This window comes from Sphingomonas sp. HT-1, from assembly GCF_048568905.1.
Lineage (GTDB): Bacteria > Pseudomonadota > Alphaproteobacteria > Sphingomonadales > Sphingomonadaceae > Sphingomonas.
Genome location: NZ_CP183770.1, coordinates 3,265,325 through 3,291,738, shown reverse-complemented (window position 1 = coordinate 3,291,738; position 26,414 = coordinate 3,265,325). Strand labels below are relative to the sequence as shown.

The 26,414-nt window shown below is 65.2% G+C and carries 28 protein-coding genes; 20 read left to right on the top strand and 8 right to left on the bottom strand.

The annotated features are described in order from the left end of the window. Window positions 1-131 precede the first annotated feature (131 nt). Window positions 132-1,247: a cytochrome c oxidase subunit II gene (coxB, locus tag ACNFJ7_RS15390; RefSeq protein ID WP_019370711.1), complete on the top strand. Its 1,116-nt coding sequence runs from the start codon at window positions 132-134 to the stop codon at window positions 1,245-1,247. Between the two features lie 3 nt (window positions 1,248-1,250). After that, window positions 1,251-2,909 (top strand): cytochrome c oxidase subunit I, encoded by a 1,659-nt coding sequence (ctaD, locus tag ACNFJ7_RS15385; RefSeq protein ID WP_019370710.1) that lies wholly within the window; start codon window positions 1,251-1,253, stop codon window positions 2,907-2,909. A gap of 223 nt (window positions 2,910-3,132) precedes the next feature. On the opposite strand, the gene ACNFJ7_RS15380 is transcribed toward ctaD, so the two are convergent. Next, a complete protein-coding gene (locus tag ACNFJ7_RS15380; protein WP_019370709.1) occupies window positions 3,133-5,298 on the bottom strand; it encodes a TonB-dependent receptor in 2,166 nt (721 codons plus the stop codon). A 188-nt stretch (window positions 5,299-5,486) separates the two neighbouring features. On the opposite strand from ACNFJ7_RS15380, the gene ACNFJ7_RS15375 reads away from it, so the two are divergent. The 7 genes from ACNFJ7_RS15375 to ACNFJ7_RS15345 are packed head-to-tail and all read left to right on the top strand — an operon-like array spanning window position 5,487 to window position 9,394. Next, the gene (locus tag ACNFJ7_RS15375) at window positions 5,487-5,774 is read left to right on the top strand and encodes a hypothetical protein (protein ID WP_019370708.1); all 288 of its coding nucleotides are present in this window, start codon (window positions 5,487-5,489) and stop codon (window positions 5,772-5,774) included. Between the two features lie 42 nt (window positions 5,775-5,816). Continuing rightward, window positions 5,817-6,725, top strand: a complete 909-nt coding sequence (locus ACNFJ7_RS15370; RefSeq protein WP_019370707.1) for a heme o synthase — start codon at window positions 5,817-5,819, stop codon at window positions 6,723-6,725. Further along, window positions 6,722-6,892, top strand: coding sequence for a hypothetical protein (locus tag ACNFJ7_RS15365; protein WP_019370706.1), 171 nt, complete (start codon window positions 6,722-6,724; stop codon window positions 6,890-6,892). The genes ACNFJ7_RS15370 and ACNFJ7_RS15365 overlap by 4 nt, the downstream gene beginning before the upstream one ends. Next, on the top strand, window positions 6,889-7,428 hold the full coding sequence (locus ACNFJ7_RS15360) for a cytochrome c oxidase assembly protein (protein ID WP_019370705.1): 540 nt from the start codon (window positions 6,889-6,891) through the stop codon (window positions 7,426-7,428). The genes ACNFJ7_RS15365 and ACNFJ7_RS15360 overlap by 4 nt, the downstream gene beginning before the upstream one ends. Window positions 7,429-7,466: 38 nt before the next feature. Continuing rightward, entirely contained in the window at window positions 7,467-8,351 is an 885-nt protein-coding gene (locus ACNFJ7_RS15355) for a cytochrome c oxidase subunit 3 (protein ID WP_019370704.1), read from the top strand. Between the two features lies 1 nt (window position 8,352). After that, on the top strand, window positions 8,353-8,751 hold the full coding sequence (locus ACNFJ7_RS15350) for a DUF983 domain-containing protein (RefSeq protein WP_019370703.1): 399 nt from the start codon (window positions 8,353-8,355) through the stop codon (window positions 8,749-8,751). Between the two features lies 1 nt (window position 8,752). Continuing rightward, on the top strand, window positions 8,753-9,394 hold the full coding sequence (locus tag ACNFJ7_RS15345) for an SURF1 family protein (protein WP_019370702.1): 642 nt from the start codon (window positions 8,753-8,755) through the stop codon (window positions 9,392-9,394). Here ACNFJ7_RS15345 and ACNFJ7_RS15340 read toward each other — a convergent pair. Next, on the bottom strand, window positions 9,367-10,344 hold the full coding sequence (locus ACNFJ7_RS15340; protein ID WP_019370701.1) for a rhodanese-related sulfurtransferase: 978 nt from the start codon (window positions 10,342-10,344) through the stop codon (window positions 9,367-9,369). The genes ACNFJ7_RS15345 and ACNFJ7_RS15340 overlap by 28 nt on opposite strands. Before the next feature lie 96 nt (window positions 10,345-10,440). On the opposite strand from ACNFJ7_RS15340, the gene thrC reads away from it, so the two are divergent. Both thrC and ACNFJ7_RS15330 read left to right on the top strand, forming a co-directional pair. Beyond that, window positions 10,441-11,832 (top strand): threonine synthase, encoded by a 1,392-nt coding sequence (gene thrC / locus ACNFJ7_RS15335; protein ID WP_019370700.1) that lies wholly within the window; start codon window positions 10,441-10,443, stop codon window positions 11,830-11,832. Continuing rightward, complete coding sequence (locus ACNFJ7_RS15330; protein WP_019370699.1) at window positions 11,829-12,698, top strand: class I SAM-dependent methyltransferase; 870 nt, start codon at window positions 11,829-11,831, stop codon at window positions 12,696-12,698. Before thrC ends, ACNFJ7_RS15330 begins: the two co-directional genes overlap by 4 nt. Window positions 12,699-12,880: 182 nt before the next feature. Here ACNFJ7_RS15330 and ACNFJ7_RS15325 read toward each other — a convergent pair whose 3' ends face one another. The 3 genes from ACNFJ7_RS15325 to ykgO all read right to left on the bottom strand — a co-directional run bounded on the left by ACNFJ7_RS15325 (window position 12,881) and on the right by ykgO (window position 15,347). Further along, window positions 12,881-13,801 (bottom strand): GGDEF domain-containing protein, encoded by a 921-nt coding sequence (locus ACNFJ7_RS15325; protein WP_019370698.1) that lies wholly within the window; start codon window positions 13,799-13,801, stop codon window positions 12,881-12,883. Between the two features lie 789 nt (window positions 13,802-14,590). Further along, on the bottom strand, window positions 14,591-15,211 hold the full coding sequence (locus ACNFJ7_RS15320) for an HAD family hydrolase (RefSeq protein WP_019370697.1): 621 nt from the start codon (window positions 15,209-15,211) through the stop codon (window positions 14,591-14,593). A 10-nt stretch (window positions 15,212-15,221) separates the two neighbouring features. Next, window positions 15,222-15,347 (bottom strand): type B 50S ribosomal protein L36, encoded by a 126-nt coding sequence (ykgO, locus tag ACNFJ7_RS15315; RefSeq protein WP_010543750.1) that lies wholly within the window; start codon window positions 15,345-15,347, stop codon window positions 15,222-15,224. A gap of 205 nt (window positions 15,348-15,552) precedes the next feature. Here ykgO and ACNFJ7_RS15310 point away from each other — a divergent pair, with 205 nt between their 5' ends. The 3 genes from ACNFJ7_RS15310 to ACNFJ7_RS15300 are packed head-to-tail and all read left to right on the top strand — an operon-like array spanning window position 15,553 to window position 17,737. Further along, window positions 15,553-16,164 carry a DUF4136 domain-containing protein gene (locus ACNFJ7_RS15310; RefSeq protein WP_236704371.1) on the top strand — a complete coding sequence of 204 codons (612 nt, stop codon included), beginning with the start codon at window positions 15,553-15,555 and terminating at the stop codon, window positions 16,162-16,164. After that, window positions 16,161-17,279 carry a M14 family metallopeptidase gene (locus ACNFJ7_RS15305; RefSeq protein WP_019370695.1) on the top strand — a complete coding sequence of 373 codons (1,119 nt, stop codon included), beginning with the start codon at window positions 16,161-16,163 and terminating at the stop codon, window positions 17,277-17,279. Before ACNFJ7_RS15310 ends, ACNFJ7_RS15305 begins: the two co-directional genes overlap by 4 nt. After that, window positions 17,276-17,737 (top strand): GNAT family N-acetyltransferase, encoded by a 462-nt coding sequence (locus ACNFJ7_RS15300; RefSeq protein ID WP_019370694.1) that lies wholly within the window; start codon window positions 17,276-17,278, stop codon window positions 17,735-17,737. The genes ACNFJ7_RS15305 and ACNFJ7_RS15300 overlap by 4 nt, the downstream gene beginning before the upstream one ends. Window positions 17,738-17,863: 126 nt before the next feature. Here the strand turns inward: ACNFJ7_RS15300 and ACNFJ7_RS15295 are convergent, their stop codons facing one another. Continuing rightward, window positions 17,864-18,220 (bottom strand): carboxymuconolactone decarboxylase family protein, encoded by a 357-nt coding sequence (locus ACNFJ7_RS15295; protein ID WP_019370693.1) that lies wholly within the window; start codon window positions 18,218-18,220, stop codon window positions 17,864-17,866. A 50-nt stretch (window positions 18,221-18,270) separates the two neighbouring features. On the opposite strand from ACNFJ7_RS15295, the gene ACNFJ7_RS15290 reads away from it, so the two are divergent. Continuing rightward, a complete protein-coding gene (locus ACNFJ7_RS15290; RefSeq protein WP_201785374.1) occupies window positions 18,271-18,600 on the top strand; it encodes an ArsR/SmtB family transcription factor in 330 nt (109 codons plus the stop codon). Then, on the top strand, window positions 18,597-19,124 hold the full coding sequence (locus ACNFJ7_RS15285; RefSeq protein ID WP_019370691.1) for a rhodanese-like domain-containing protein: 528 nt from the start codon (window positions 18,597-18,599) through the stop codon (window positions 19,122-19,124). The genes ACNFJ7_RS15290 and ACNFJ7_RS15285 overlap by 4 nt, the downstream gene beginning before the upstream one ends. A 131-nt stretch (window positions 19,125-19,255) precedes the next feature. Here ACNFJ7_RS15285 and typA read toward each other — a convergent pair whose 3' ends face one another. Beyond that, the gene (gene typA, locus ACNFJ7_RS15280; protein WP_026009342.1) at window positions 19,256-21,097 is read right to left on the bottom strand and encodes a translational GTPase TypA; all 1,842 of its coding nucleotides are present in this window, start codon (window positions 21,095-21,097) and stop codon (window positions 19,256-19,258) included. Window positions 21,098-21,202: 105 nt separating this feature from the next. Next, on the bottom strand, window positions 21,203-21,751 hold the full coding sequence (locus tag ACNFJ7_RS15275; protein ID WP_160327941.1) for a DUF3237 domain-containing protein: 549 nt from the start codon (window positions 21,749-21,751) through the stop codon (window positions 21,203-21,205). A 136-nt stretch (window positions 21,752-21,887) separates the two neighbouring features. Between ACNFJ7_RS15275 and ACNFJ7_RS15270 the strand changes: the two genes are divergently transcribed. The 4 genes from ACNFJ7_RS15270 (at window position 21,888) to ppa (ending at window position 26,373) form a co-directional block, all read left to right on the top strand. Beyond that, window positions 21,888-23,093, top strand: coding sequence for a toxic anion resistance protein (locus tag ACNFJ7_RS15270; protein WP_019370688.1), 1,206 nt, complete (start codon window positions 21,888-21,890; stop codon window positions 23,091-23,093). Between the two features lie 6 nt (window positions 23,094-23,099). Continuing rightward, window positions 23,100-23,816: a hypothetical protein gene (locus tag ACNFJ7_RS15265; RefSeq protein ID WP_019370687.1), complete on the top strand. Its 717-nt coding sequence runs from the start codon at window positions 23,100-23,102 to the stop codon at window positions 23,814-23,816. A 91-nt stretch (window positions 23,817-23,907) separates the two neighbouring features. Next, entirely contained in the window at window positions 23,908-25,797 is a 1,890-nt protein-coding gene (locus ACNFJ7_RS15260; RefSeq protein WP_019370686.1) for a M61 family metallopeptidase, read from the top strand. 36 nt (window positions 25,798-25,833) lie between these two features. Continuing rightward, window positions 25,834-26,373, top strand: a complete 540-nt coding sequence (ppa, locus tag ACNFJ7_RS15255; protein WP_010543473.1) for an inorganic diphosphatase — start codon at window positions 25,834-25,836, stop codon at window positions 26,371-26,373. The last annotated feature ends 41 nt before the right edge of the window (window positions 26,374-26,414 follow it).

The window sequence follows — 26,414 nt, the reverse complement described above, 5'->3', positions numbered from 1 at the left end:
AGTGGCGGAGGCACCGTCCGCAACTGCGCGCGAAAAAGGTTGAGAATGGCCTTTTCCGGGCTATACCTTCCCCAACATGGGCCGGTGCGATGCCCGGGTTGTGCGTTCCTGGAGAGGGGTGACCACACGCGATGCGCAATCTTTCGTTTACGTCGATCTTGCTGGCCGCTGGGCTGGCCTTTGCTTCGCCGACGGTGGCGCAGACCACCGCTGCGGAGCCTGCTGCAGCGGTGGCGCCCGCTGCGCCTGCCGAACCGCCTGCCGCCGCCAAGGTGGCGGACCCCACCGTCGATGCCAAGGGCATGCCGCTCACCCGGCCAGCGCCCGGTGTCGGCCAGCCGGTGGATCGCGGCATTTCGCTCCAGCCGCAGGTGACGCCCACGGGCGAGGAAGCGCATTGGTTCCACAACACGATCCTGCTGCCGCTGATCACGATCATCTCGGTGTTCGTGCTGCTGCTGCTGGTCTATGTGATCATCCGCTATCGCCGCGCGGCCAATCCCACGCCGTCGCGCACCAGCCACAATACCGCGATCGAGATCGTGTGGACGCTGGCGCCGGTGCTGATCCTGGTGGCGATCGCGATTCCCTCGATCAAGCTGCTCGCCGCGCAGTTCAAGCCGGCACCGAAGAACGCGGTGACGCTGAAGGCGATCGGCAACCAGTGGTTCTGGTCCTATGAGTATCCGGATCATGGCGGCATCCAGCTGACGGCCAACATGCTCAAGGAAGGCGATCAGGTCGGCAAGGGCCAGCGCTATCGCACCGATGCCGACGGCCCTCGCCTGCTAGCGACCGACCAGCGCGTGGTGCTGCCTGTGGGCGTACCGATCCGCCTCGTCACCACCGCGACCGACGTGATCCACAGCTGGGCGATCCCGGCCTTCTGGATCAAGCTCGATGCGATCCCGGGCCGACTGAACGAGACGAGCTTCATCATCCCGAAGGAAGGCGTCTATTTCGGCCAATGCTCCGAACTGTGCGGCGCGCGCCATGCCTTCATGCCCATCGCGGTGGAAGCGGTGAGCCAGGCCAAGTTCGCGCAGTGGGTCGCCGCCAAGGGCGGCACCATGCCGGGAGCCGCGGCCGAGCCGGCCAGCACCACCGCCATGGGGAATGATCAGGGCGACGCCACCGCCAACGGCGCGATGGAAGCCGCGCCGACCGTCGCCGCCACCGCCACCCCGGCACCGTCCAACAAGCCTGCGACCGCGAATCCCGCCGGCGCCGGTAACACGGGCAACTGAGCCATGACCGATACTGCGCTCCCCTATTCCGCCGCGCACGATGCTGCCCATGCGCATCATGATGCCGATCACAAGCCGGCCTTCTTCGCCCGCTGGTTCATGTCGACGAACCACAAGGATATCGGCACCCTTTACCTGATCTTCGCGATCTTCGCCGGCATCATCGGCGGCGCGATTTCGGGCGTCATGCGCGCCGAGCTGATGCAGCCGGGCATCCAGTATCTGCCCTGGTGGGTGCAGACGCTGCACGGCGAAGGCACGTTCGACGAGGCGATGCACTTCTGGAACGTGCTGATCACCGCCCACGGCCTGATCATGGTGTTCTTCATGGTCATGCCCGCTATGATCGGCGGGTTCGGCAACTGGTTCGTGCCGATCATGATCGGCGCGCCGGACATGGCCTTCCCACGGATGAACAACATCTCGTTCTGGCTCACCGTGGCGGGCTTCGTGCTGCTGATGCTCTCGCCCTTCGTCGGCGTGGGCGCGGGCACGGGATGGACGGTCTATGCGCCGCTCTCCACCTATGGCGAACCGGGGCCGTCCGTCGATTTCGCGATCTTCTCGCTCCACCTTGCGGGCGCGGCGTCGATCCTCGGCGCGATCAACTTCATCACCACGATCTTCAACATGCGCGCGCCGGGCATGACGCTGCACAAGATGCCGCTGTTCGCCTGGTCGGTGCTGGTCACCGCCTTCCTGCTGCTGCTCGCGTTGCCGGTGCTCGCCGCGGCGATCACCATGCTGATCACCGATCGCAACTTCGGCACCGCCTTCTACGATCCGCAATATGGCGGAGATCCGGTGCTCTATCAGCACCTGTTCTGGTTCTTCGGCCACCCCGAAGTGTACATCATGATCCTGCCGGGCTTCGGCATCATCAGCCACATCGTCGCCACCTTCAGCCGCAAGCCGGTGTTCGGCTATCTCGGCATGGCCTATGCCATGGTCGCGATCGGCCTGGTCGGCTTCGTGGTGTGGGCGCACCACATGTTCACCACCGGCCTGTCGGTACAGGTGAAGATGTACTTCACCGCGGCCACCATGGTGATCGCGGTGCCTACCGGCGTGAAGATCTTCTCGTGGATCGCAACGATGTGGGGCGGCTCGATCAGCTTCAAGACTCCGATGGTCTGGGCGATCGGCTTCATCTTCATGTTCACCGTCGGCGGCGTGACCGGCGTCGTGCTCGCCAATGGCGGCGTTGATGATTACATGCAGGATACCTATTACGTCGTCGCCCACTTCCACTATGTGCTGTCGCTGGGCGCGGTGTTCAGCCTGTTCGCGGGCTTTTACTACTGGTTCCCGAAAATGACGGGCAAGATGTACAACGAGTTCCTCGGCCAGTTGCACTTCTGGGTGTTCTTCGCCGGCGTGAACCTGCTGTTCTTCCCGATGCACTTCCTGGGGCTCCAGGGCATGCCGCGCCGCATCCCCGACTATACGGACCAATATGCCTACTGGAACCATATGGCGACGGTCGGCTACATGATCATGGCTGCCGGCATGGGCATCTTCTTCATCAACCTGATCTATTCGCTGCTCGCCGGCCGCAAGGCGGAAGCGAATCCGTGGGGCGAAGGCGCGACCACGCTCGAATGGACGCTGTCGAGCCCCCCACCCTTCCACCAGTTCGAAACGCTGCCCAAGATCGACTAAGTCGAACCGGGCTGGAGAGGATGGCGCCCCGGGGGGAAACCTCCGGGGCGTTTCCTTTGGGTGCGCCTACCCTTCGCGCGCCAGGCACCAGACGGTCGAAGCCACTGGCCCTCACATGACGGGCTTGCTGTCCCTGCCTGCAAGATTGGCCGGGGGCGACTGGGCGGAAACGGTGGGGGCGAAGGCAACCCGGTCGTCGCGGTCTCGGCCCCCGCCGCCGCTCTCAAAACCGGGTCGACGCCGTCACCCGGAAGTTGCGCGGCGCCCCCGGCATCGTCCACACATTCGCGTAGCTGCTGGCGATGTAATTCGTGTCGAAGAGGTTCTCGATGTCGGCCCGCAGCGTCAGCCGCTCGCTTACCGCAAAGCTCAGGTTCGCCCGCGCGATCGTATAGGCCGGCAGGCGATAGGCGGTGCCGAACGGATCGCCGGCGCGGCGCCCGACATGGCTCACGCCGCCGCCCAGCGCCACGCGGCCGAGCGTCTTCTGCACAAACAGGCTGCCCATATCTGCGGGCACGTTGCTCAGCGGCGTGCCGATCAGCGCGACATTGGCGTCGTTGCGTACCGTTGCATCCAGATGCGTATACGTGCCCGTAACCAGCAGGTCGTGCGCCATCGTCCAGTTCAGTTCGATCTCGCCTCCGCGCGAGCGCTGCCGGCCGATCTGCGTCTTCACGAACGGATCGACGGCGTTGGGGTTGAGCACGTTGCGCTTGATCATGTCGAACAGCGCCGCCTGCCCGGTCAGCCGCCCGCCGAACAGCGCGAACTTCACCCCCGCCTCCGCCGAATGGCTGCGTTCGGCATCGAAGGTGTTCACCCCCTCGGAAGGGTTGAGCCGCAGCGATTCGCCCCAGCTCGCATAGAGCGCCAGCGCCTCGCTCGCCCGCCAGGTCAGCGCCACGCGCGGCGTCACGCCCTTGTCCTCGGTTTCCAGCCGCCGGTTCGCCGCCAGGCGATTGATTACCGTCTCGCGAAAGCTGTTCCACCGCGCGCCGAGCAGCAGCGTGAACGGACCCGCGCCGATCAGATCCTGCGCATATACGCTTTCGCTGCGGAAGCGCGTGTACCGGCTGGCAAAGGCCGGCGGCACCGGCAGCGTCGTTTGCGCATATACCGGATCGAACAGGTCGATCGGCAGCAGCGGCCGGATGGCCGTGCCGCGCGCGCGGTCGAGCACGAAATCCATCGCGTGGCGTACCCGGTCCGCGCCGATGCGCAGATCATGCGTCATGCCGAACAGAGTCGCCTTGGCGGTCAGCTCGGCGCGCAGCGACAGATCCTGCCAGTCGAAATCATGGTAGCGCCGGTCGCGGCCCGCGGTGCGGCCATCAGCCTGCAATCCGCGCGGGCCGAAATCGACCATGGTGGCATAGCCGCGCAGCGATCCGTCGCGGTGGCTGCCGCCCAGTTCCAGCCGCGTGTCGCCACCCAGGTCGGCGAACAGGCTCGCCTGCTGCCACAGCCCGGTCTGCACGATGTCTCCGTCGCCAGGTTCGCCCAGGAAGGTGCGGCGGTCCATCGCCCGTGCATTGCCGCCGATCGCCACCACGCCGCGATCGAGCACGCTGGTGTTACGCATATATTCCGCCTGATACAGCAGGCGCAGCGCATCCGCCGGCCGCCACGCGATCGACGGCGCGATCAGCTGGCGCGATCCGCGCACCTGCTCGCGGAAGCTGTCGCGCGCCTCGGCCACGCCGATCAGCCGCACCGAAAGTCCGTCCGAGAGCGGCCCGGTCACGTCCGCGCTCGCCCGCGCGCTGTTCCAGCTGCCATAGCTGATCGCAGCGCTGCCCTGGAACGTATCGAGCGGCGCCTTGGTCACGATGTTGATCGCCCCGCCGGGCTCGCCCAGCCCGGAGAGCGCGGCGGTCGCGCCCTTCAATATCTCCACCTGCTCGATCGTCGCGGTGTCGATCGGCGCATTGAAGCCGAAATTGCTGCTGAAGCGGTTGATGCGGATGTCCGGCCCCGCATTCTCATCGCCGGCAAAGCCGCGAATGGAAACCTTGTCCCACAGGCCGCCGAAATCATTCTGCCGGGCTATTCCGCCGGCCAGATCGAACACGTCTGCCAGCCGCGTCGCGTTCGTGGCGTCCAGCAAGGTGCGATCCAGCACCCGCACCGATTGCGGATAGGCCAGTGGCGAGACGTCGCTGCCCAGGATGCTGGCGCTCGCCGCCCGCGCCGTAACGATAATGTCGTCGCGCTCTGCCGCAGGCCGCTCCTGCGCCGTCGCCGGCAGCGCGAGCGTCGTGGCGGCCAGGAGCAGCAGACTCCCCTGGCATGGATAGGGTTTGACGAACATGATGGTAGGCCCCCCGGCGGAAGAGATGAACTGCGTCTGCGCCGGCGTGTTCGCCGTGCGGTGTAGCCGCCGCATATGCCTGCTGATATTCATACGCAATAGCGTGGAAGCCTGCTTTGCACGATCGTTTGCACAAATGGTTCCGCGGGCGCGCAAACTTTATTAGAAGGCTGTATGCCCAGGTGACGTGATTTCCGTTTACCGCGGGCCCGCCTGCCTTTGCCGAGCGTTCAGCCCCGTACCGGCCCAATTTGGAGATTCCCATGCGCAACGCCCCTTATGCGGACTGGATGAAGATCGGCATCGACAGCTGGATGCTGGGGTGGGAAGCATCGACGGTGATCGGCCTGCGCATGGCCAAGCTCGCTGCCGGTGGCCCGGCCGCCTCGGCCGAGGCGCAGCGGATGATCGCAGAGAAGATGCAGGCCGCCTTCGAACTGCAGGTCGCCGCCACCACGGGCAAGCTCGGCAGCACGCCGCATGCCCAGGCGAGCAAGGCGTTGCTGCATTATCGCCGCAAGGTGCGCGCCAATGCCAAGCGGTTGGGCTGAGGGCACTTCCCCGCGCCGGAACAGGGCCGTATATCACTGCCGATGATGTCTGCCGCCAATGCCAATCCCGCTCTGCCCGCCGATTGGCGCGATTTCCTGGCGCTCACCAAGCCGAGGGTGATGACGCTGGTGGTCTTCACCGGCCTGTGCGGGATGCTCGCGGCGCCGGTGCCGATCCATCCGGTGCTGGGCTTCACCGCCATTCTGTGCATCGCGCTCGGCGCCGGTGCCGCCGGCGCGCTCAACCAGTGGTACGAAGCCGATCTGGATGCGAAGATGAAGCGCACCCAGGGCCGCCCGCTGCCCGGCGGACGCATGGAACGCCAGTCGGCGCTGCACTTCGGGGTCGGCCTCGCAGCGTTCAGCCTGTTCCTGATGTTCGTCGCGATCAATTGGGTCGCGACGCTGATTCTCGCCGTCTCGATCCTCTTCTACGTTTTCGTCTACACGATCTGGCTCAAGCGCCGCACGCCGCAGAATATTGTGATCGGCGGTGCGGCAGGCGCCTTTCCGCCGCTGATCGGCTGGGCGGCGGCGACGGGTGAGGTTGCGACGCTGCCGATCCTGCTGTTCGCGCTGATCTTCCTGTGGACGCCGCCGCATTTCTGGGCGCTCGCGCTATTCGTGAAGACCGATTACGCCAACGCCGGCGTGCCGATGCTGCCGGTCGTCGCCGGCGAACGCACCACCCGGATCCAGATCGGCCTTTATACCCTGCCGATGATCGCGGTGGCCGCCGCGCCTTGGCCGCTCGGGCTCACCGGCATGGTCTATGGCCTGGTCGCCGCGCTGATGTCCGGCATCTTCCTGGCCATGGCAATCCAGGTCGCCACGCGTCGCTCGGAAGCGGAAGACCGTATGATCCCGGAAAAGCGGCTGTTCAAATTTTCGATACTCTATCTCTTCGTGCTATTCGGCGCGTTGGTGATCGACAGGTGGTGGCTGGCATGAACGACTCGCGTGACGACGATCTGGCCCGCAGCCCCGCCGCGCAGCTGGAGCTGGTCCGTGCGCGCCAGCGGGGCCGCGCGCGGGTGATGGCGCTGCTGCTGGGCGGGTTCGTCATCCTCGTCTTCGCCATTTCGATCGTGAAGATGCAGCTGGGGCATGGCGGATGAGATTCAGCCGTAACCTGCGCGTCGGCCTGATGGGTGCCGTGCTGGTGTGCGGCATGACCGGCCTCGGCTTTGCCGCGGTGCCGCTGTACCGGATGTTCTGTGAAGCGACCGGGCTGAACGGCACCACCCAGCGCGGGCTGCGCGCGCCGGGCGCGACGGGGCAGAAGATCACCGTGGCGTTCGACAGCAACGTCAGCCCCAAGCTGCCCTGGAAGTTCCAACCCGAGCGACGCGCCGACACGATCGACATCGGCGGACGCGACATGGCGTTCTTCACGGCCACCAATCTGTCCAACCGGCCGCTCACCGGCACCGCGACGTTCAATGTCACGCCGGCCCAGGCGGGGAAATATTTCACCAAGATCCAGTGTTTCTGCTTCACCCAGCAGACCCTGCAGCCGGGCGAGACGGTGCGGATGCCGGTGATCTTCTATGTCGATCCGAAGATCCTGGACGATGCCGATGCGCGCGACGTGCAGGAAATCACGTTGTCCTACACGTTTTATCCAGTGGATTCGTCGAAGACACCAAGCTAGCATCCCGTGAAATTAGAGAGAGGATTGGGGACAAGCCCATGGCTGGAGCAAAGAACCACCAGTACCACATCCTGCCGCCGAGCATCTGGCCGTTGCTGGGCTCGCTGGGCGGGCTGATTCTCGCTTCGGGCGCAGTCCTTTGGATGCACGAGAAGCCGAACGGCCTGCTCGTGCTCACCACCGGCTTCGCGCTGGTGCTGCTCACCATGGTGGGCTGGTGGGGCAAGGTCATCCAGGAAGCGCATGCCGGCGATCATACGCCGATCGTTCAGCTGCACCTGCGCTACGGCATGATCCTGTTCATCGCCTCCGAAGTGATGTTCTTCGTCGGCTGGTTCTGGGCCTGGTTCGACTTTTCCCTGTTCCCCTCCAGCGTCGAGGCGGTCGGCGGCACCTGGCCGCCCAAGGGCATGGAAGTGCTCGATGCCTGGCAGTTCCCGCTGCTCAACACGCTGATCCTGCTCTGCTCTGGCTGCACCGTCACCTGGGCGCATCACGGGCTGATCCACAACGAACGCGGCGGCGAGATGCGCGGCCTCTGGGGCCTGCTCGGCGTCGGCGACAATGATACGGTGAAGAAGGGCCTGTGGCTCACCGTGCTGCTCGGGCTGCTGTTCAGCTGCCTCCAGGCCTATGAGTATATGGAAGCTCCCTTCCCGTTCAAGGCGACCAGCGAAGGCGGCTCCAGCTACGGCGGCGCCTTCTTCATGGCGACCGGGTTTCACGGCTTCCACGTCATCGTCGGCACGATCTTCCTGATTGTTAATCTGGTGCGCGCCTATCGCGGCGATTTCACGCCTCGCCAGCATTTCGGCTTCGAAGCCGCTGCCTGGTACTGGCACTTCGTCGACGTGGTATGGCTGTTCCTGTTCGCATCGATCTATGTCTGGGGCGGTTGGGGCGCGCCGGTGCACGCCGGCTGACGTGACCTCACCCAAACCTGATCCCGCCGGGGGCGGCAGCAAGCTGCCGCCCCCGATCGCATCCGGCCTCTATGGCTGCTGCCCGCGCTGCGGCGCCAAGACGCTGTTCCGCAATTTCCTCGCCTATGCCGATCGTTGCGGCGCGTGCGGGCTCGATTTCACTGCCTTCAACGTCGGCGACGGGCCGGTGGTGTTCCTCACCCTCGGCATCGGCACGCTGGTGACGATCCTCGCGCTATGGGTGGAATTCACCTTCTCGCCGCCGGTGCTCGTCCATGTGCTGCTATGGATCCCGATCACGCTGGTCCTTACCGTGCTGATGCTGCGAATCTCGAAGGGGTTGCTGCTCGCGCTGGAGTTCCGCAACAAGGCGCAGGAAGGCCGCCTGCGCGAGGATTGAGATGCGCCGCATTCCCCTGATCCCGACGATCCTCGTCGCCCTCGCCGTCGCGGCGATGATCGCGCTGGGCGTCTGGCAGCTCCAGCGCCGCGGCGAGAAGCATGCGGCATTGCAGCTCTACGCCGCCAACCTGCTGCTGCCCACGATCCGGTTCGACGGCCACACCGACGATCCTGCACTCCTGTTCCGCCATGCCCGTTCGGCCTGCATCGCCGTCCTCGACTGGCAGCGCCAGGGCGGGCGCGGCACCCAAGGGCTGCAGGGCTGGCGCCAGATCGCCACCTGCCGCACGCCTGAAGGCACGCTGCTCCCGGTCGACATGGGGGTGACGCGCGATCCGCTGTTCCGGCCGGTCTGGGCGGGCGGTGCGGTCTCGGGCACGCTCACCCATGCACCAGATCACCGCCCGCTGATCGCCTCGGCCTTCAGCAGCGAGCCGCGTACGCTGATGCTGGTATCGGATCGCGCCGCGCCGGGGCTGGAGCCCAGCGCCCCACCGGATCTGTCGAGCATCCCCAACAATCACCTCGCCTATGCGGTGCAATGGTTCCTGTTCGCCGGCGTCGCGGTGATCATCTATGTCCTTGCGCTGCGTGTCCGCGCTCGCGCCGCGGCTCAGCCCTCGCCCTCGGTCACCGGATAGACCTTGCCGACATGGCTGTCGCCGCGCGTGGCGGCGAAGCATTCCTGCCGCTGGCGTTCGCGATAGCGCGCGCGGTCCGCCTCGCTCCGCTCCTCATAGCAGGCGGCGCAGCTCACCCCTTCCTCGAACCGCGGCGATTGCCGGTCCTCGGCGCTCACCGGCCGGCGGCAGGCATGGCACAAGCCATAGCTCCCCGGCGCCAGCCCGTGCCCCACCGTCACCCGCTGGTCGAACACGAAGCATTCGCCGTCCCACAGGCTCGCGTCCGCTGGCACCTTCTCCAGATAATTGAGGATGCCGCCCTTCAGGTGGAACACCTGCTCGATTCCCTCGGACTTCAGGAACGCCGTCGATTTCTCGCAGCGGATGCCGCCGGTGCAGAACATCGCGACCTTTGGGCTGGCCTCGCCGCGCCCCAGCAGTTCGTCGCGATGCGCGCGAAACCATTCGGGGAAATCGCGAAAGCTCTTCGTCTTCGGATCGATCGCCCCGCGAAACGTGCCGGCGGCCACTTCATAATCGTTGCGCGTATCGATCACGATCGTGCCCGGATCGGCGATCAGCGCGTTCCAGTCCTCCGGCGCCACATAGGTGCCCACGCTCGCCAGCGGATCGATGTCCGGCTGGCCCATCGTCACGATCTCGCGCTTCACCCGCACCTTCATCCGGTAGAAAGGCTGTTCGGCCGCGCGTGAATATTTCACGTCGAGCCCCGCGCAGCCCGGCAACGCGCGGACATGCGCCACCACCGCCGCGATGGCATCGTCGCTCCCCGCGATCGTGCCGTTCACCCCCTCGCGCGCCAGCAGCAGCGTGCCCTTCACTTGCCGCCCGCAGCACAGCCTGGCCAGCGGCCCCTGCAGCGCCGCGGGATCGTCGAACCGGGTGAATTGGTAGAGCGCCGCCACGCAGATCGGCAGCGCGGAGACATCCTGCGCGTTCCTGTTCATCGCCGCGCCTGTAGCCCGATTCGCCCGCGCGCGCCATTCCCGCCCCAAGCACAGCTATCTTGTCGCGCCCGCCCTCGCCGGGTAACGCGATCGGCCATGCAGTATCACAGCACCCGCGGCGCCGCGCCCTCGCTGGGCTTCCGGGACGTCACCCTCACCGGGCTCGCCAGCGACGGCGGCCTCTATGTCCCGGTCGCCTGGCCGAGCTTCTCGGCCGAGGATATCGCCGCGATGCGTGGCCTTTCCTATGTCGAGACGGCGGTGCGGGTGATGCTGCCCTTCGTCACGCCGGACTTGTCCGAAGACGAGCTTCGCCAGCTCTGCACTCAGGCCTATGGCCGCTTCGCCCATGCGGCGGTGACGCCGATGGTCCAGCTCGACCGGCAGCACTGGCTGCTCGAGCTGTTCCACGGCCCCACCCTCGCCTTCAAGGACGTCGCCCTCCAGCTGCTCGGCCTGTTCTTCGAAAAGTTCCTCGCCGGCACCAGCCAGCATCTCACCATCGTCGGCGCCACCTCGGGCGATACCGGCAGTGCCGCGATCGATGCGGTGGCGGGCCGCATCGGCGTCGACATCTTCATGCTCCATCCCAAGGGCCGCGTCTCCGACGTGCAGCGCCGCCAGATGACCACCGTGCTCGCCCCCAACGTCCACAACATCGCCATCGAAGGCAGCTTCGACGATGCCCAGGCGCTGGTGAAGGCGATGTTCAACGATGCGGCCTTCTCCGGCCGTTTCCAGCTGAGCGCGGTCAATTCGATCAACTGGGCCCGGCTGATGGCGCAAGTGGTCTATTATTTCTATGCCGCGGTCCGCCTCGGCGCGCCCGAGCGGCCGGTCGCCTTTGCGGTGCCCACCGGCAATTTCGGCGACGTGTTCGCCGGCTATGTCGCCCAGCGCATGGGCCTGCCGGTGGCGAAGCTGGTCGTCGCCACCAACGTCAACGACATCCTTCACCGCGCGCTTTCGGCCGGCGACTATTCGGCGGGCACCGTCACGCCCACCGCCGCGCCATCGATGGACATCCAGGTCAGCTCCAACTTCGAACGCCTGCTGTTCGATCTGGCGGGCGCCCCCATCGCCGATCAGATGCGCGGCTTCGAATCGACCCGGGCAATGCAGCTCACCAACGCCCAGCGCAGCGGCGCCGCCGCGCTGTTCACCAGCGACGCGATCGATGCGGAGGGCATGAACGAAGCGATGCGCTGGGCCTGTGCCGAAGCCGCCCAGGTGATCGATCCCCACACCGCGATCGGCCTCGCCGCCGCCCAGCGCGCCGGCTTGCCCGCCGACATGCCGGTCGTCACCCTCGCCACCGCGCACCCGGCCAAGTTCCGCGACGCGGTCGAGCGCGCCACCGGCATGCGCCCGCAGGTGCCGAACCGCGTCGGCGATCTGTTCGAGCGGCAGGAGCGGTACGACGTGCTGCCGGCCGAATTCGGCGCCATCACCGGCTATATCGCCGAGCGTGCTCGCGCCCGGGCATGAAGCTCGTCACGCTCACCGGCGAGCCCTGGGGCGACTATGGCCTGATCGATTCGGGCCATGGCCGCAAGCTCGAGCGCTACGGCGCCTATCGCTTCATCCGCCCCGAGCCCCAGGCCATGTGGGCGCCTGCCGCGGCCGACTGGGACGCACATGCCGAATTCGTCCCCGGTTCCGACGAGGATGGCGGTGGCCGTTGGGAATATCTGAAGCCTACACCGCGCGAAGGCTGGCCGCTGGCGTGGCGCGAGGTGCGCTTCACCGCCCAGACCACGCCCTTCCGCCATCTCGGCTTCTTTCCCGATATGGCGCCGGTTTGGGACTGGATGCGCGGCCGGATCGAAGGGCTCGCCGAGCCCGAGTGCATGAACCTGTTCGGCTATACCGGGGTCGGCTCGCTGGCGCTGGCGGCGGCGGGCGCCAAGGTGACGCATGTCGATGCCTCCAAGAAGTCGGTGATGGAGGGCAAGGCCAATGCCCAGCTTTCGGGCATGGCCGACAAGCCGATCCGCTGGATGATCGACGACGCGATGAAATTCACCGCACGCGAGGTGCGCCGGGGGCGGCGCTATGACGGCATCATCCTCGATCCCCCAAAATGGGGCCGTGGGCCGAACGGCGAGGTGTGGAAGCTGGAAGAAGGCCTGCCGTCGCTGATCGACGACGTGGCCAAGCTGCTGGATGCGGACTCGCGCTTCCTGTTCCTGACAGTCTACGCGGTGCGGATGTCGGCGCTGGCGATCGGTGAACTCGTCGGCCAGGCGATGGCCGGCAAGGGCGGCACGGTCGAAGCGGGCGAACTGACCGTGCGCGAGGAAGCGCGCGGGCTGGAACTGCCGACCGCGATCTTCGCGCGGTGGTCACGGTAAGGCATCGGCGCAGCGCTGAACGGAAGCGAAGGCCGGCTGGCAGCGTACCGGGGCTTGGGGATTAGGCCTTGCCCTCCGTCGGCGGGCGACCACCGCCACGGACGTGGTGCAACGATCGCCCGTGTTTGAGCTCCGTGGTCGGCTTCCCGGCGGCCTCGTCGACGCCCTTGAATGGCGCGGGCTCAGGCGAAAAGCAGCTGGTTCCGCCCGTTCTGCTTGGCGCCATAGAGCAGACGATCGACGCCTTCGCAGAAGTCGCGGACATGCTGGCCATCGCTTGGGATCACAGTGCTGACACCCAGACTTGCGGTGACGAACGGGCTGCAATCCGACGCCGCGTTCGGGATCGCGAGTGCCTCGATGGCATGGCGGCAGCGACGCGCGATATCCAAAGCAGCGACGTCGTCCGTCTGGGGCAGGAGCAGAACGAATTCTTCGCCGCCGAACCGCGCGACTACATCCTGTTCGCGACCGATCTTCTTCAGCGCGGCGGCGACCGACACGAGGCACTCGTCGCCACGCAGATGGCCGTATCGATCGTTGAAGCCTTTGAAATGATCGATGTCGAGCAAGATCAGCGACAGCGGGCTGCCGGTGCGTCGGGCCTCGTCCCAGCACGCTTCGAGCCGTTCGTCGAACCGCCGGCGGTTCGCGATCCGGGTCAGCCCGTCCTCGAAGGACAGAGCCTCCAGCTTCCGCTGCATCTTCGCCAGTTCTTGCTCGATCCGCTTGCGCTCGCTGATGTCGAACATGAATCCGATCAGGCTCTCCACCTCCCCTTGGGCATTGCGAACGACGTGGACGACGTCGCGGATCCAGACGAACCCCCGATCCTGCGTGAGCGCACGATAGTCTGCCTCATGGTCGACGCCGGCGATGGATTGGGCGACACAATAGTTGACGACATGCTCCCGATCGTCCGGATGAATGCGAGACGCCCAGTCCTCCACGGAAACCCAGCTGTCCTGCGGCCAGCCGAGCAGCGTCGCGATTTGCGGGCCGATATATTCGAAGCGCATGGTTGCCCAGTCGATCTTCCACGGAATGGCGCGCGTCGATTCGAGCAGCGTTCGGTAGACGGCTTCCTCCGCGCCGGCAGTCACTTTGGCCGGCGCGCCAGAAGGCACCTCGGTACAAACGGAGTGCAGTTCATTTTGCGGCATGGAGAGCGGGTCCGATCAATGGATAAGGCAGGCGTGAAACCTAGGGTGGCACGCTTATCTGCGCTTTCCGGGTTAGAGAACAGTAATCGCGCAGAATTTTGCGCAGGAGGAGGCCGATCGACTGCGATGAACGGCGGCATTTCTACCGCCGCCAGCCAAAGCCCGGCCCCGCCTGCTTTTGGGTGCCGCCGCCTCTTGCCGTCCGATCCCGTCCCTGATCACCGGGGCCGCACTTCTAGTAATCGGGACAATGTTTCCCATATGTACTCGTCGCCCACCCGGTAGGGCACCGCTCTTTGAACCCGTTGAACCTGTTCGCGTGAAGCGAACTTGGCCGGCGTGCGCGGCCGAACCGTCAAGTCCTCTCCGCAACACCCGCGCGAACCTAAACTTCCTACACTTACCGAAATTGCAAGCGCCCGCTGCCACCGCGGCCGTCCCCGGGAAAGCGGGAAGCCATTGGCGCTGAATCGCCGGCTGCGTCTTTAGCCTTCAGGCAGCGGAAATCCTGGTTTCTTCTATAGAACAATGGCTTGCCGTGCCAGAGCCGCCTTGCGCGAGAACCGACCAGCCCGGCCAACGCATCCCTTGTCCGTAGCTAAGCGCGGAATGGCACCTGCGGCGAAATCGCGCACGAGCCTAAACTTCCTAAACTTACCGAAACTGCAATCGCTCGCCACCACCATCGTCATCCCCGCAAAGGCGGACGATAACGACGAACAAGGGCCCTCAGCCGGCGAGCACGCCCAGCCGCACCAGCTCCGCGCGAAAATCCTGCGCACCCGTGAACACCACGCCGTGGATGCCGAAACGGATCGCGGCTTCCACATTGACCGGCATGTCGTCAACGAACACCGCATCCGGACCCGCCAACCCGAACCGCGCCAGCGCCAGTTCGTAGATGGCGGGGTCGGGCTTGGTGACCTTCTCGTCACCGGAGATCACGATGTCGCGAAATCGGCCGAACAGCGCGTCGTGCGCCGGCGCCCAGTCGCGCCAGAAGTCGCCGGAGAAATTGGTGATGCCGTACAGCGCTACGCCGGCCGAATCGAGTTCCTCGACCAGCTCGGCCATGCCGGCGATCGGCGGCCCCAGTTGCTCGCCAAAGCGCGGGCCCCAGAGCGCGATCTTGTCGGCATGCTCGGGATACAGCGCACTCAGCTCCGCCGATGTCTCGGCGAAGGGGCGGCCAGCGTCATGCTGGAAATGCCATTCCTTGGTCGCGATCTGCGACAGAAACGCGTCGAGCGCCTGCTCGTCATCGAACAGGCGCTCGTATACGCGCCGCGGTTCCCAGGGGAACAGGACGTTGCCGACGTCGAAGATTACGGCGTGCGGCGGCGTCCCCACGCGCTGGGGCTCAGCCCTGGCGTGCCTTGAAACGCTTCTGCGTCTTGTTGATCACGTAGATCCGGCCACGGCGGCGGATCACGCGGTTGTCGCGGTGCCGCCCCTTGAGCGACTTCAATGAATTCACGATCTTCATGACCGATTCGCTTCTCAAATTATCTGGAATGCCGGAAAGAGGCGCCCGCCTATAAGCGCGGGGGCAGGAAGTCAAGGCGCGGCCGCGCAAATGCGTCTGATCGCGCATCTCGGGCGTTTCAGCGGCAGGCAGACGGCGGAACCGACTCGACCGCAGGGCGGTTGGCAGGATACAGCCGTTGCGGCCGCGAAACAGGAGTGTGTTCGTGAATCAGTATCTGCGTCTTGCCCTGCTTGCCACCCTGCCCGTGCTGGCTGCGGGGTGCACCTCCACTACCGGGCGGACGCCGATCGACGTCACCCGCTATCACCTCGGCCAGCCGATGGAGCGTACCACCGTCACCGTCATGCCGATGAGCGGGGCGATGGACGTCAGCGCCGAATATCGCGTCTATGCCGATGCCGTGCAGGCGGAGCTGTCGAAGCTCGGCTATGTGCCCGCCACCAGCGATCGGCCGGCGGGCTATATCGCATCGGTGTCGTTCACCCGGGCGTCGCGCGGCGTGATTCAGGATGCGCCGCCCGTCTCGGTGGGGCTTGGCGGCGGCAGCTTCGGCGGCGGTCGCGGCGGCGGCGTCGGCCTGGGTGGCGGCGTTTCCTTCGGCCTCGGCAAGGGCAAGCAGCGCGAGATCCTGGTCTCGCAGCTTTGGGTGCAGCTGCGTCGCCGCGCCGGCGAAAGCGTGATCTGGGAAGGCCGGGCGGAAACCACCGGCGTGGGCGTGCAGGCCAATCAGCCCGCCGCCACTGCCCAGCGCCTCGCCGCCGCGCTGTTCAAGGACTTTCCCGGCGAGTCCGGCATCACTATTACGGTGAAATGAGCATCCAGATCAGCGCCGCCTTCGATAGCGGCAACATTCGTGTCGTCGCCATCGAAGGAGACCGGGTCGATCTCGAGATCGTCCAGGATCACCAGTCGGACTTCTATCAGTGGTTCCACTTCCGCGTCGCCGGCGCGGCGGGCCGCACGCTCACGCTGCGTATCCTGAACGCCAGCAAATCGGCCTATCCGTTCGGCTGGCCGGGCTATAAGGCGCGCTGGTCGGCGGATCGCCAATCGTGGCGGATGACGGATACCGACTATGCCGATGGCGTGCTCACCATCCGCCACACCTGCCAGACGGCGATCACCTGGTTCGCCTATTTCGCCCCTTATTCGATGGAGCGGCACCATGATCTGGTCAGCCGCATCGCGCTGGCGGAGGGCGTCACCCACCGCCAGCTGGGCGTGACGCTCGATGGTCAGCCGCTCGATTGCCTCACCTTGGGCGAGGGGCCGAAACAGGTCTGGCTCTACGCCCGCCAGCATCCTGGCGAGAGCATGGCCGAATGGTGGATGGAAGGCGCGCTGGAGTTCCTGACCGACGAGGACAACGCCGTCGCCCGCGAACTCCGCACCAGGGCGACCTTCCACTGCGTCCCGAACATGAACCCGGATGGTTCGCTTCGCGGCCATTTGCGCACCAATGCGGCGGGGGTAAACCTCAATCGCGAATGGCACACCCCTACCGCCGAACGCAGCCCGGAAGTGCTGGCGGTGCGGAACGCCATGGATGAGACCGGGGTGGACTTCGCCATGGACGTGCACGGCGACGAGGCGATCCCCGCCAATTTCCTCGCCGGTTTCGAAGGCATCCCCAGCTGGACCGACGAACTCGGCGAAAAATTCTACAGCTTCGCCCGCCGGCTCGCCGCGCACACCCCCGATTTCCAGACCGAACTCGGCTACGACAAATCGCCTCCCGGCAAGGCAAACCTGGCCATGTCCACCAACCAGCTCGCCGAGCGGTTCGGCGCGGTGTCGATGACGCTGGAAATGCCGTTCAAGGATCATGACGCCAATGCCGATCCCGAATTCGGCTGGTCCCCGATCCGCAGCAAGCTGCTCGCCCATGCCTGCCTCGAAACGCTGGCAGGAATGATCGACGAACTGTGATCGCGATTCGGGACGGCGGGCTGGAGACGCCCCAGGTGCAGGATCTGCTGCGCTTGCACGCATCGGGCATGCTCGCCAACTCGCCGCGCGAAAGCTGCCACTTTCTCGACCTCTCCGGTCTTCAGGCGGCAGACGTCAGTTTCTGGAGCGCGTGGGAGGGCGAGGCCTTGCTCGGCATCGGCGCGCTCAAGCAGCTCGATGCGCGCCATGGCGAAGTGAAGTCGATGCGCACCGCCCCCGCCCATCTCGGCAAGGGCGTCGGCGCGGCGATCCTGAATCACATCCTCGAAACGGCGCGGGCGCGGGGCCTTACCCGACTAAGCCTCGAAACCGGTACGGCTCCGAGCTTCGAGCCCGCTCTTCGGCTTTACGCCCGCGCCGGCTTCGTCCCTTGCCCCGCTTTCGGCAGCTACCGCGACGACGATCCCCACAGCCGGTTTTTGACGCGCGAGCTGTAGCCGGGCGCCCAACCCTGGCGAAGCAGGTCCCCGAAAATCGAGCGCCTGTGTTCCGTCGTTTACCCACCAGCCGCGCTGGCGGCAGGGGAGCGCTGTGTAGACGCTCCCCGCTTCCGCACGCCGGCATCAGGCCGCAGCCGCTCCTTCGGCAAACTGGTCATATGCACGCAGCGCATCGGCGGCGTACATCAGCGCGGGGCCCCCGCCCATATAGACGCACATCGCCATCACTTCGGCTATTTCGGCACGGCTCGCACCCATGCTCACCAGTGCCTTGGCGTGGAAGCCGATGCAGCCGTCGCAACGCTGGGTAACGCCGATCGCCAGCGCGATCAGTTCCTTGGTCTTGGCGTCCACCGCACCTTCCGCACCTGCCGCCTTCGCAAGGGCGTGAAAGCCCGCCATGGGCTCGGGCGCCAGCTTTCGCAGCTGCGCCGAATAGGCGGAGATATCCTGGGTGAACGCACGATAATCCTTGGCCATTGGGCAACCCCCTATTGATTCACATTGATATGAATTGATATAGAAGTGCAATGAACGCAAGTCTCTCCGTACATCCCCTGATGGAAGCGATGGCGCCCAAGGCTGCCGGCGTCGCCGCCTTGCTCTCGGGCCTCGCCAATCCGAACCGGCTGATGATCCTGTGCGCGCTGGTGGAAGGCGAGCGCAGCGTCGGCGCGCTGATCGACGCGACCGGGATCGCGCCGACGTCGATGTCGCAGCATCTCAACAAGCTGAAGGACGAGGGAATCGTTGCCGCTCGGCGCGAACATCGGACGTTGTTCTACACGATAATCCACCCCGCCGCCCGCGATCTCATGGCGGTACTCCACGCTCATTTCTGCGAAAAGGATCACGCATGACCGCCATCATAAGCGCGCCCGAGGCGCACCGCCTGCTAGCCCGTGGCGAGGCGATGCTGATCGACGTACGCGAGCCGGATGAGTTCGCCGCCAGCCATATTCCCTATGCCGCCTCGATGCCGCTGCGAGCGCTGCCGGCGCTGCTCGTCGATGCCGATCTGCCAGCCGACCGGCTGTTGATCTTTCAGTGCCAGAAAGGCGGGCGCGGCGGCCAAGCCTGTGCGCTGGCGCACGGGATGCTGGGCGATCGGGTGAGCAACCTCAGTGGCGGGATCGAAGCCTGGGCCGCCGCCGGCCTGCCGCTCGCCGGCACGGCCGCGCCCCGCGTCTCGATCTTCCGCCAGGTGCAGATGATCGTCGGCCTTTTGGTTCTGGCCTTCACGCTGGCGGGGCTCGCCGGCTTTACGCCGGGCTTCTACGCCGCTGGCTTCTTTGGCTTCATGTTGGCGTTCGCGGGGATGAGCGGCTGGTGCGGCCTAGGCCTGCTGCTCCAGCGCATGCCGTGGAACCGCGCTTCAGCCTAGGCATCCCTCCACCTCTGCCGTAACTCCAGCGAACGCCGGGATGCCGGCGGCAAGGGTGCCGAGGCCTTTCAACGAGAAAGCCCCCGCCGTCGCCGGCAGGGGCCCATTCTCGCCCTTGTAAGGCGGCGAGGTTACGCGGCCGACTTCGCCCGGCTAGCGCGCTTGCGCTCGTTCGGATCGAGGAAGCGCTTGCGCAGACGGATCGTCTTGGGCGTTACTTCGACCATCTCGTCGTCGTCGATGTAGGCGATGGCCTGTTCCAGCGTCATCTTCTTCGGCGGGGTCAGGCGGATCGCGTCGTCCTTGCCGCCCGAAGCGCGGAAGTTGGTCAGCTGCTTCGCCTTCATCGGGTTGACCTCAAGGTCTTCCGTCTTGGCGTTCTCGCCGATGATCATGCCCTCGTACAGGGCCTCACCGTGGCCGACGAACAGGATGCCGCGCTCTTCGAGCGGACCCAGCGCATAGCCCTGGGCTTCGCCGGCGCCGTTGGAGATCAGCACGCCGTTCTTGCGGCCTTCGATCTTGCCCTTGTACGGCCCGTACTTCTCGAACAGGCGGTTCATAATGCCGGTGCCGCGGGTGTCCGACAGGAACTCGCCGTGATAGCCGATCAGGCCACGCGACGGTGCCGAGAAGGTGATGCGGGTCTTGCCGCCGCCCGAGGGACGCATGTCGGTCATCTCGGCCTTGCGCTGGTTCATCTTGTCGACGACCGTGCCCGAGAATTCCTCGTCCACGTCAATCACGACGGTCTCGTACGGCTCTTCACGGCCGTTCTCGCCTTCGCGGAACAGCACGCGCGGACGGCTGATGCCCAGTTCGAAGCCTTCGCGGCGCATCGTTTCGATCAGCACGCCCAGCTGGAGTTCGCCGCGACCGGCGACTTCGTAGCTGTCCTTGTCCTCGCTCTCGGTCACCTTGATGGCGACGTTCGATTCGGCTTCGCGCAGCAAGCGGTCGCGGATCATGCGGCTCGTCACCTTGCTGCCCTCGCGGCCCGCCATCGGCGAGTCGTTGACGGCGAAGCGCATCGACAGCGTCGGCGGGTCGATCGGCTGCGCGTGCAGCGGCTCGCTGACCGAGGTGTCGGCAATGGTGTTCGAAACAGTAGCAATCGCCAGGCCGGCGAGGCTGATGATGTCGCCCGCCTTGGCTTCTTCCACCGGCACGCGATCCAGGCCGCGGAACGACAGGATCTTCGATGCGCGGCCGGTCTCGATGACATTGCCGTCATTGTCCAGCGCGTGAATCGGCTGGTTCAGCCGTACCGTGCCGCTCTCAACACGGCCGGTAAGGATGCGGCCGAGGAAGTTGTCGCGATCGAGCAGCGTCACGAGGAACTTGAACTCGGCGTCGGGATCCACCTTGGGCGGGGGCACATGCTCGACGATCTTCTCAAACAGCGGCACCAGCGTGCCTTCGCGCGCATCGGGATCGTCCGAGGCATAGCCGTTGCGGCCCGACGCATAAAGCACAGGAAAATCAAGCTGTTCGTCAGTCGCCTCAAGGGTGACGAAGAGGTCGAACACTTCGTCGAGCACTTCCTGCACGCGCGAATCGGCGCGGTCGATCTTGTTGACGACCACGATCGGACGCAGGCCCAGCTTCAACGCCTTGCCGGTCACGAACTTCGTCTGCGGCATCGCGCCTTCCGACGAATCGACCAGCAGAATCACGCCGTCGACCATGCTCAGGATGCGCTCCACCTCGCCGCCGAAATCGGCGTGGCCGGGCGTGTCGACGATGTTGATGCGGGTGATATTGTCGGGCTGCCCCTCCGGCGCCCAGTCGACCGAGGTAGGCTTGGCGAGAATCGTAATCCCGCGCTCTTTCTCAAGATCGTTCGAATCCATCGCACGCTCTTCGACGCGCTGGTTGTCGCGGAAGGTGCCGGACTGGCGGAAAAGCTGGTCGACGAGGGTGGTCTTGCCGTGGTCGACGTGCGCGATGATCGCGACGTTACGGAGATTCATGCGATTTCCTGATTGGCGCGGGAGCGCGCGTACGGCCGCGCCCATAGCCGAAATGGTGCGCCGCGGGAAGGCCCCTGCGCGGTGCGGTTCCTCCGGGCTTTCCCGCTACAGGATTCGATAGACTGTGATCCGCACGGCCGACCCCCGGTCCGAAGGCGGCGCACCGATCGTGCCGGTGAACAGCGACTGGTTCAGCCAGTCATGCGGCCCTTCCGACACCTCTAGCCATGGAATGGTGCGGACATAAGGCCGCGCAGGATCGAGGCTGACCAGCCCCTTGTTTATGACGTGGATCAGCGTGCCGTCATCGGCTTGCATCATGTAGTCGGCGTATACGTCCAGCATGCGATCCGGCCGCGCCAGCTGCCAGTCCATGCCGCCGGGCAGCACCTTGCCGCGGATACGCGGGCCCTCGAACGTGCCGCCAGTGATCGGAATGCGATTGCGCGTGCCATATGGCGTCTTGCCCACCGGCGTCCCCGCTGCGAGCGTGACGATCGCCTCATAAGCGAATTCCAGTGGCAGCTCGGTCAGCCGTTCCGACGCCTTCGCCTGCGGAGCGGCCGCACGGGCGTTGGCGGCAGCAACGCCGATCATGCCCATCGCACCCAGAAGCTCGCGTCGCCCGATCGCATCCATAACGCTCCCCTCCATAACAATTGTCCTCATAAGCCTCGGCGGGTGGAACGGAATCAAGTTGAATCCACCACTGTGCTATCTACATCGCACACTTGCGGGATATGTGCTTCGCCTGCATGGTTGCGCGCACGGAGTTGGAGAGAGAGTGACGATGGCGACGGAAACTGCGACGGCCGATCAGAATCTGGTGCTCACGCCCCCCGATCCCGTCCCTGCCGTGGCTCCGGAAAAGGCGGCGGGCCTCGTACCGGTGGAGGACACGAAGAAGTCGGAGTTGGACAAGCGCGTCACCGGCTTCATCGACGATCTGATTGCGCAGGACGTGAACTCGCCCGAATTCGGCAAGCGTGTCGATGCGATCGCTGCGATGGGCCAGAAGGAAATCCGCGACGCGGCCGGCCAGTCGAACCGCTTCCTTGATCGCCCGGTGCGCGCCATGGGCAATGATAGTGGGGTCGGCGCCGACCTGCTGGCGCTACGCAAGACGGTGGAAGACCTCGATCCCTCGCGCAACGGCAAGCTTATCGGCGGCAAGGACGGCTTCCTGTCGAAGCTCTTCGGGGGCGGCGCGCTAACCAACTATTTCCGCAAGTACCAATCGTCCCAGAGCCACATCAACGGCATCCTCAAGAACCTGGCCAACGGCAAGGACGAGCTGCTGCAGGACAATGCCGCGATCGCCACCGAGCGCGCCAATCTGTGGAACGCGATGGGGCGTCTCGAGCAGATGATCTACCTTTCCAAGGCGATGGACGAAAAGCTCGAGGACAAGGCCAACGAGCTGGATCACACCGATCCCGCGAAGGCCAAGGCGATCCGCGAGACCGCGCTCTTCTATGTCCGTCAGCGCACCCAGGACCTGCTCACTCAGATGGCGGTGACGGTTCAGGGCTATCTCGCGCTCGACCTGGTCAAGAAGAACAATGTCGAGCTTATCAAGGGTGTTGATCGCGCGTCGACCACCACCGTCTCGGCGCTGCGCACCGCGGTCACCGTGGCGCAGGCGCTCAACAATCAGAAGCTGGTGCTCGACCAGATCACCGCGCTCAACACCACAACCGCCAACCTGATTGATTCCACCGGGCAGTTGCTCAAGAGCCAGACGGCAGCGATTCACGAACAGGCGGCGAGCTCGACCATTCCCGTCGAGACGCTGCAGCGGGCCTTCCAGAACATCTACGACACGATGGACGCGATCGACACCTTCAAGCTCAAGGCGCTCGACAGCATGAAGGTGACGGTCAACACGCTGTCGAACGAGGTCGAGAAGTCGAAGGGCTATATCGCCCGTGCCGAGGGTGCCGAGCAGAACCGCCTGAGCGGCACGGCGGACGGCTTCAAGCTGGAGGCGATGTAACCCGCGATGCCGAGTGACGTGGACCGCCTGCTCGCCCGCGGCGAGGAACTGATCGAGCGTTCGCGCGCCCGCACCGAAGGCGCGCTCGCCACCCGCACCCGCAAGCGGCGCGAGGCGGAGATCCTTGCGCGACTGGGCCGAATCGCTGCGGCGGACGCAGTGATCATCATTGCCGCAATCGCCGTCGGCATGCTGCTGCCGACCGGGATTGGCATGTTCGGCGCGCTAGCAGTGATGGCACTGCTGATCCTGGCGACGTTTGTTTTCGCCACCCTGCCTGTCACGACGGCACCACGGGTCGAGCAACTGGTGCAGGTGCCGCTCAAGGCATTGCCGGCCACCACCGAGCGCTGGCTGGAGACGCAGCGGCTGGCCTTGCCGGCGCCGGCGCGCACGCTGGTGGATTCAATCGGCGTGAAGCTGGAAACGCTGGCGCCGCAGCTCGCCCGCCTCGACGAAACCTCCCCCGCGGCCAATGAAGTTCGCAAGCTCATCGGCGAGCAACTGCCCGAGCTGGTCAAGGGCTATGGCCGTGTCCCCGAGCCACTGCGCACCGTTGCTCGTAACGGCCTGACGCCCGATCAGCAGCTGGCACAAGGCCTGCAGGTGATCGACGAGGAAATCGCGGAGATGACGGCACAGCTGGCTCAGGGCGACCTCGACGCGTTGGCCACACGCGGCCATTTTCTGCAGATCAAGTACAAGGACGACGAACTGAGCTGAGCCCCTTGCCCCGGGGACATTCCCGAGCAACAATGTTACCCGATCCGGGCGCATTCTTGCTTGGAAACTCGTCATAAGGGGCCGTCACCGAATGTTTCGCGCCATGTCGCTTGCCAGCCTGCTGCTGGCCACCACCACGCCCGCGCTGGCGCAGAACTCAGCGCCGCAGCCGACATCGTTCGTCGACACGATCCCGGCCGCGCGCGACGTTGCCTATCCGGGAACGATCAAGCTCACCGTCGACGCCACGGACACGATGCGCGGCATCTTCCGCGTGCGGGAAACGATCCCGGTCGCCAAGGCCGGACGCGTTACCTTGCTTTTCCCCGAATGGCTGCCGGGCAAGCATGGCCCCCGCGGCGAGATTGAAAAGCTTGCCGGCCTGCAGATCCGTGCCGGCGGCAAGCGCCTGCCCTGGACGCGCGACACGGTAGACGTGTTCGCCTTCCATATTGATGTACCGAACGGTACCAAGCAGCTAGATATCGAATTCCAGTTCGTGTCGGCCACTGAGGGCGATCAGGGCCGGATCGTGATGACGCCCGAGATGATGAGTCTGCAGTTCAACTCGCTCAGCCTCTATCCGGCGGGCTATTTCACGCGCCGCATCCCCATTCAGGCGACGGTGAAGTATCCGGAAGGCTGGACGGCGGCGGGCGCGGTGCCAGCCAAGGCGACGGGGTCGACTTATGCCTATGAAACGACCAGCTACGAAATCCTGGTGGATTCGCCGGTGATCGCCGGCCGCCATTATCGCAAGTTCCCGCTCACCGATCGCGTGACGCTCGACGTCGTGGCAGACAGCGCCGAGGAGCTCGAGGCCAAGCCCGAGCAGATCGATGCGCATAAGCGGCTGGTCGAACAGGCGGTGAAGACGTTCGGCGCCCAGCATTACGATCAATATCACTTCCTGCTGTCGATCAGCGACAAGCTCGGCGGCATCGGGCTGGAGCACCACCGCAGCTCGGAAAATGGCGTGCGGCCGGGCTATTTCACCAAATGGGCAGAGCAGGCGGGGTCGCGCAATCTGCTGCCCCATGAATTCACTCATAGCTGGGACGGCAAATATCGTCGCGGCGCGGAGCTCTGGACTCCCGACTTCCGGATGCCCATGCGCGATCAGTCGCTTTGGGTCTATGAAGGTCAGACACAGTTCTGGGGGTATGTCTTTCAAGCGCGGTCGGGCTTGGTCTCCAAGGAAGAGACGCTGGAAGGCTATGCAGGCATCATGGCGGCGCTCGATACGCGCGCCGGCCGCGAGTGGCGCCCGCTGATCGATACGACCAACGATCCGATCCTCACCCCCCGCGCGCCCAAGGCATGGACCAGCTGGCAGCGTTCGGAAGATTATTACAATGAAGGTCTGCTGGTGTGGATGGAGGTCGACTCCATCCTGCGCGAGCAAAGCCGTGGTACCAAGTCGATCGACGATTTCGCTCGCATCTTCTTCGGCGGCCGCGACGGCGATTACGGCGAGGTCACCTACACGTTCGACGATGTGGTGAAGACGCTGGAGGGGATCCAGCGTTATGACTGGCGCACGCTGCTCACCGCGCGCTTGCACGACGTTTCCGATCGCGCGCCGCTGAAGGGCTTCGAGCGCAATGGCTACAAGCTCGTCTACACCGATGTGCCGAACAAGATGACGCGCTCCGGCACCACGGATCTCAGCTATTCGCTGGGTCTGGCGCTGGGCAAGAGCGGGATCGCCGGCGTCGCCTGGGACAGTCCGGCGTTCAAAGCGGGCGTCACCGTCGCCGACGAGATCATTGCGGTAAATGGCCGCAGCTATTCCAGCGAAGCATTGGTCGAGGCGATCAAGGCGGCCAAGGGCACCAAGACACCAATTCAATTAACTCTGAAACGGGACGATCGTTACCGAGAGGTTATCATCGACTATCATGACGGGCTGCGCTATCCGCACCTGGTCAAGACGGTCGAAGGAGAGGCTGGCCTCGACAAGCTGCTCCAACCCCGCTGAGACGGGGGGAAAGCCAACCATAGGTTTAGGAAAACCATGCGCATCGATTTGATCCCGGTCGGGGATGACCCGCCCAACAATCTGAACGTCATCATCGAAGTGCCGGTCGGCGGCGAACCGGTAAAGTACGAGTTCGACAAGGCGAGCGGCGCACTGTTCGTCGATCGCATCCTGCATACGCCGATGCGCTACCCGGCGAATTACGGCTTCGTGCCGCATACGCTGTCGCCGGACGGAGATCCGCTCGACGCGCTCGTGATTGCACGATCGCCGTTTGTGCCGGGCTGCGTCGTTCGCGCACGCCCCATCGCGGTGCTGAAGCTGGAAGACGAAGCCGGCGGCGACGAGAAGCTGGTCTGCGTGCCGGTCGACAGCACCTTCCCTTACTATTCGGACGTAGGCGAGCGTTCGGATCTGCCGTCGATCGTGCTCCAGCAGATCGAGCATTTCTTCACCCACTATAAGGACTTGGAGTCCGAAAAGTGGGTGCGGATCGGCAATTGGGGAGATGCCGCCGAAGCGCGCCAGATCGTGCTCGACGCAATTGAAGCCGCCAAGAAGGCCAAGGCAGCCTGAACCGGCAATCGCGGCGGCGCGGCGCTGATCCCCGAGGGATC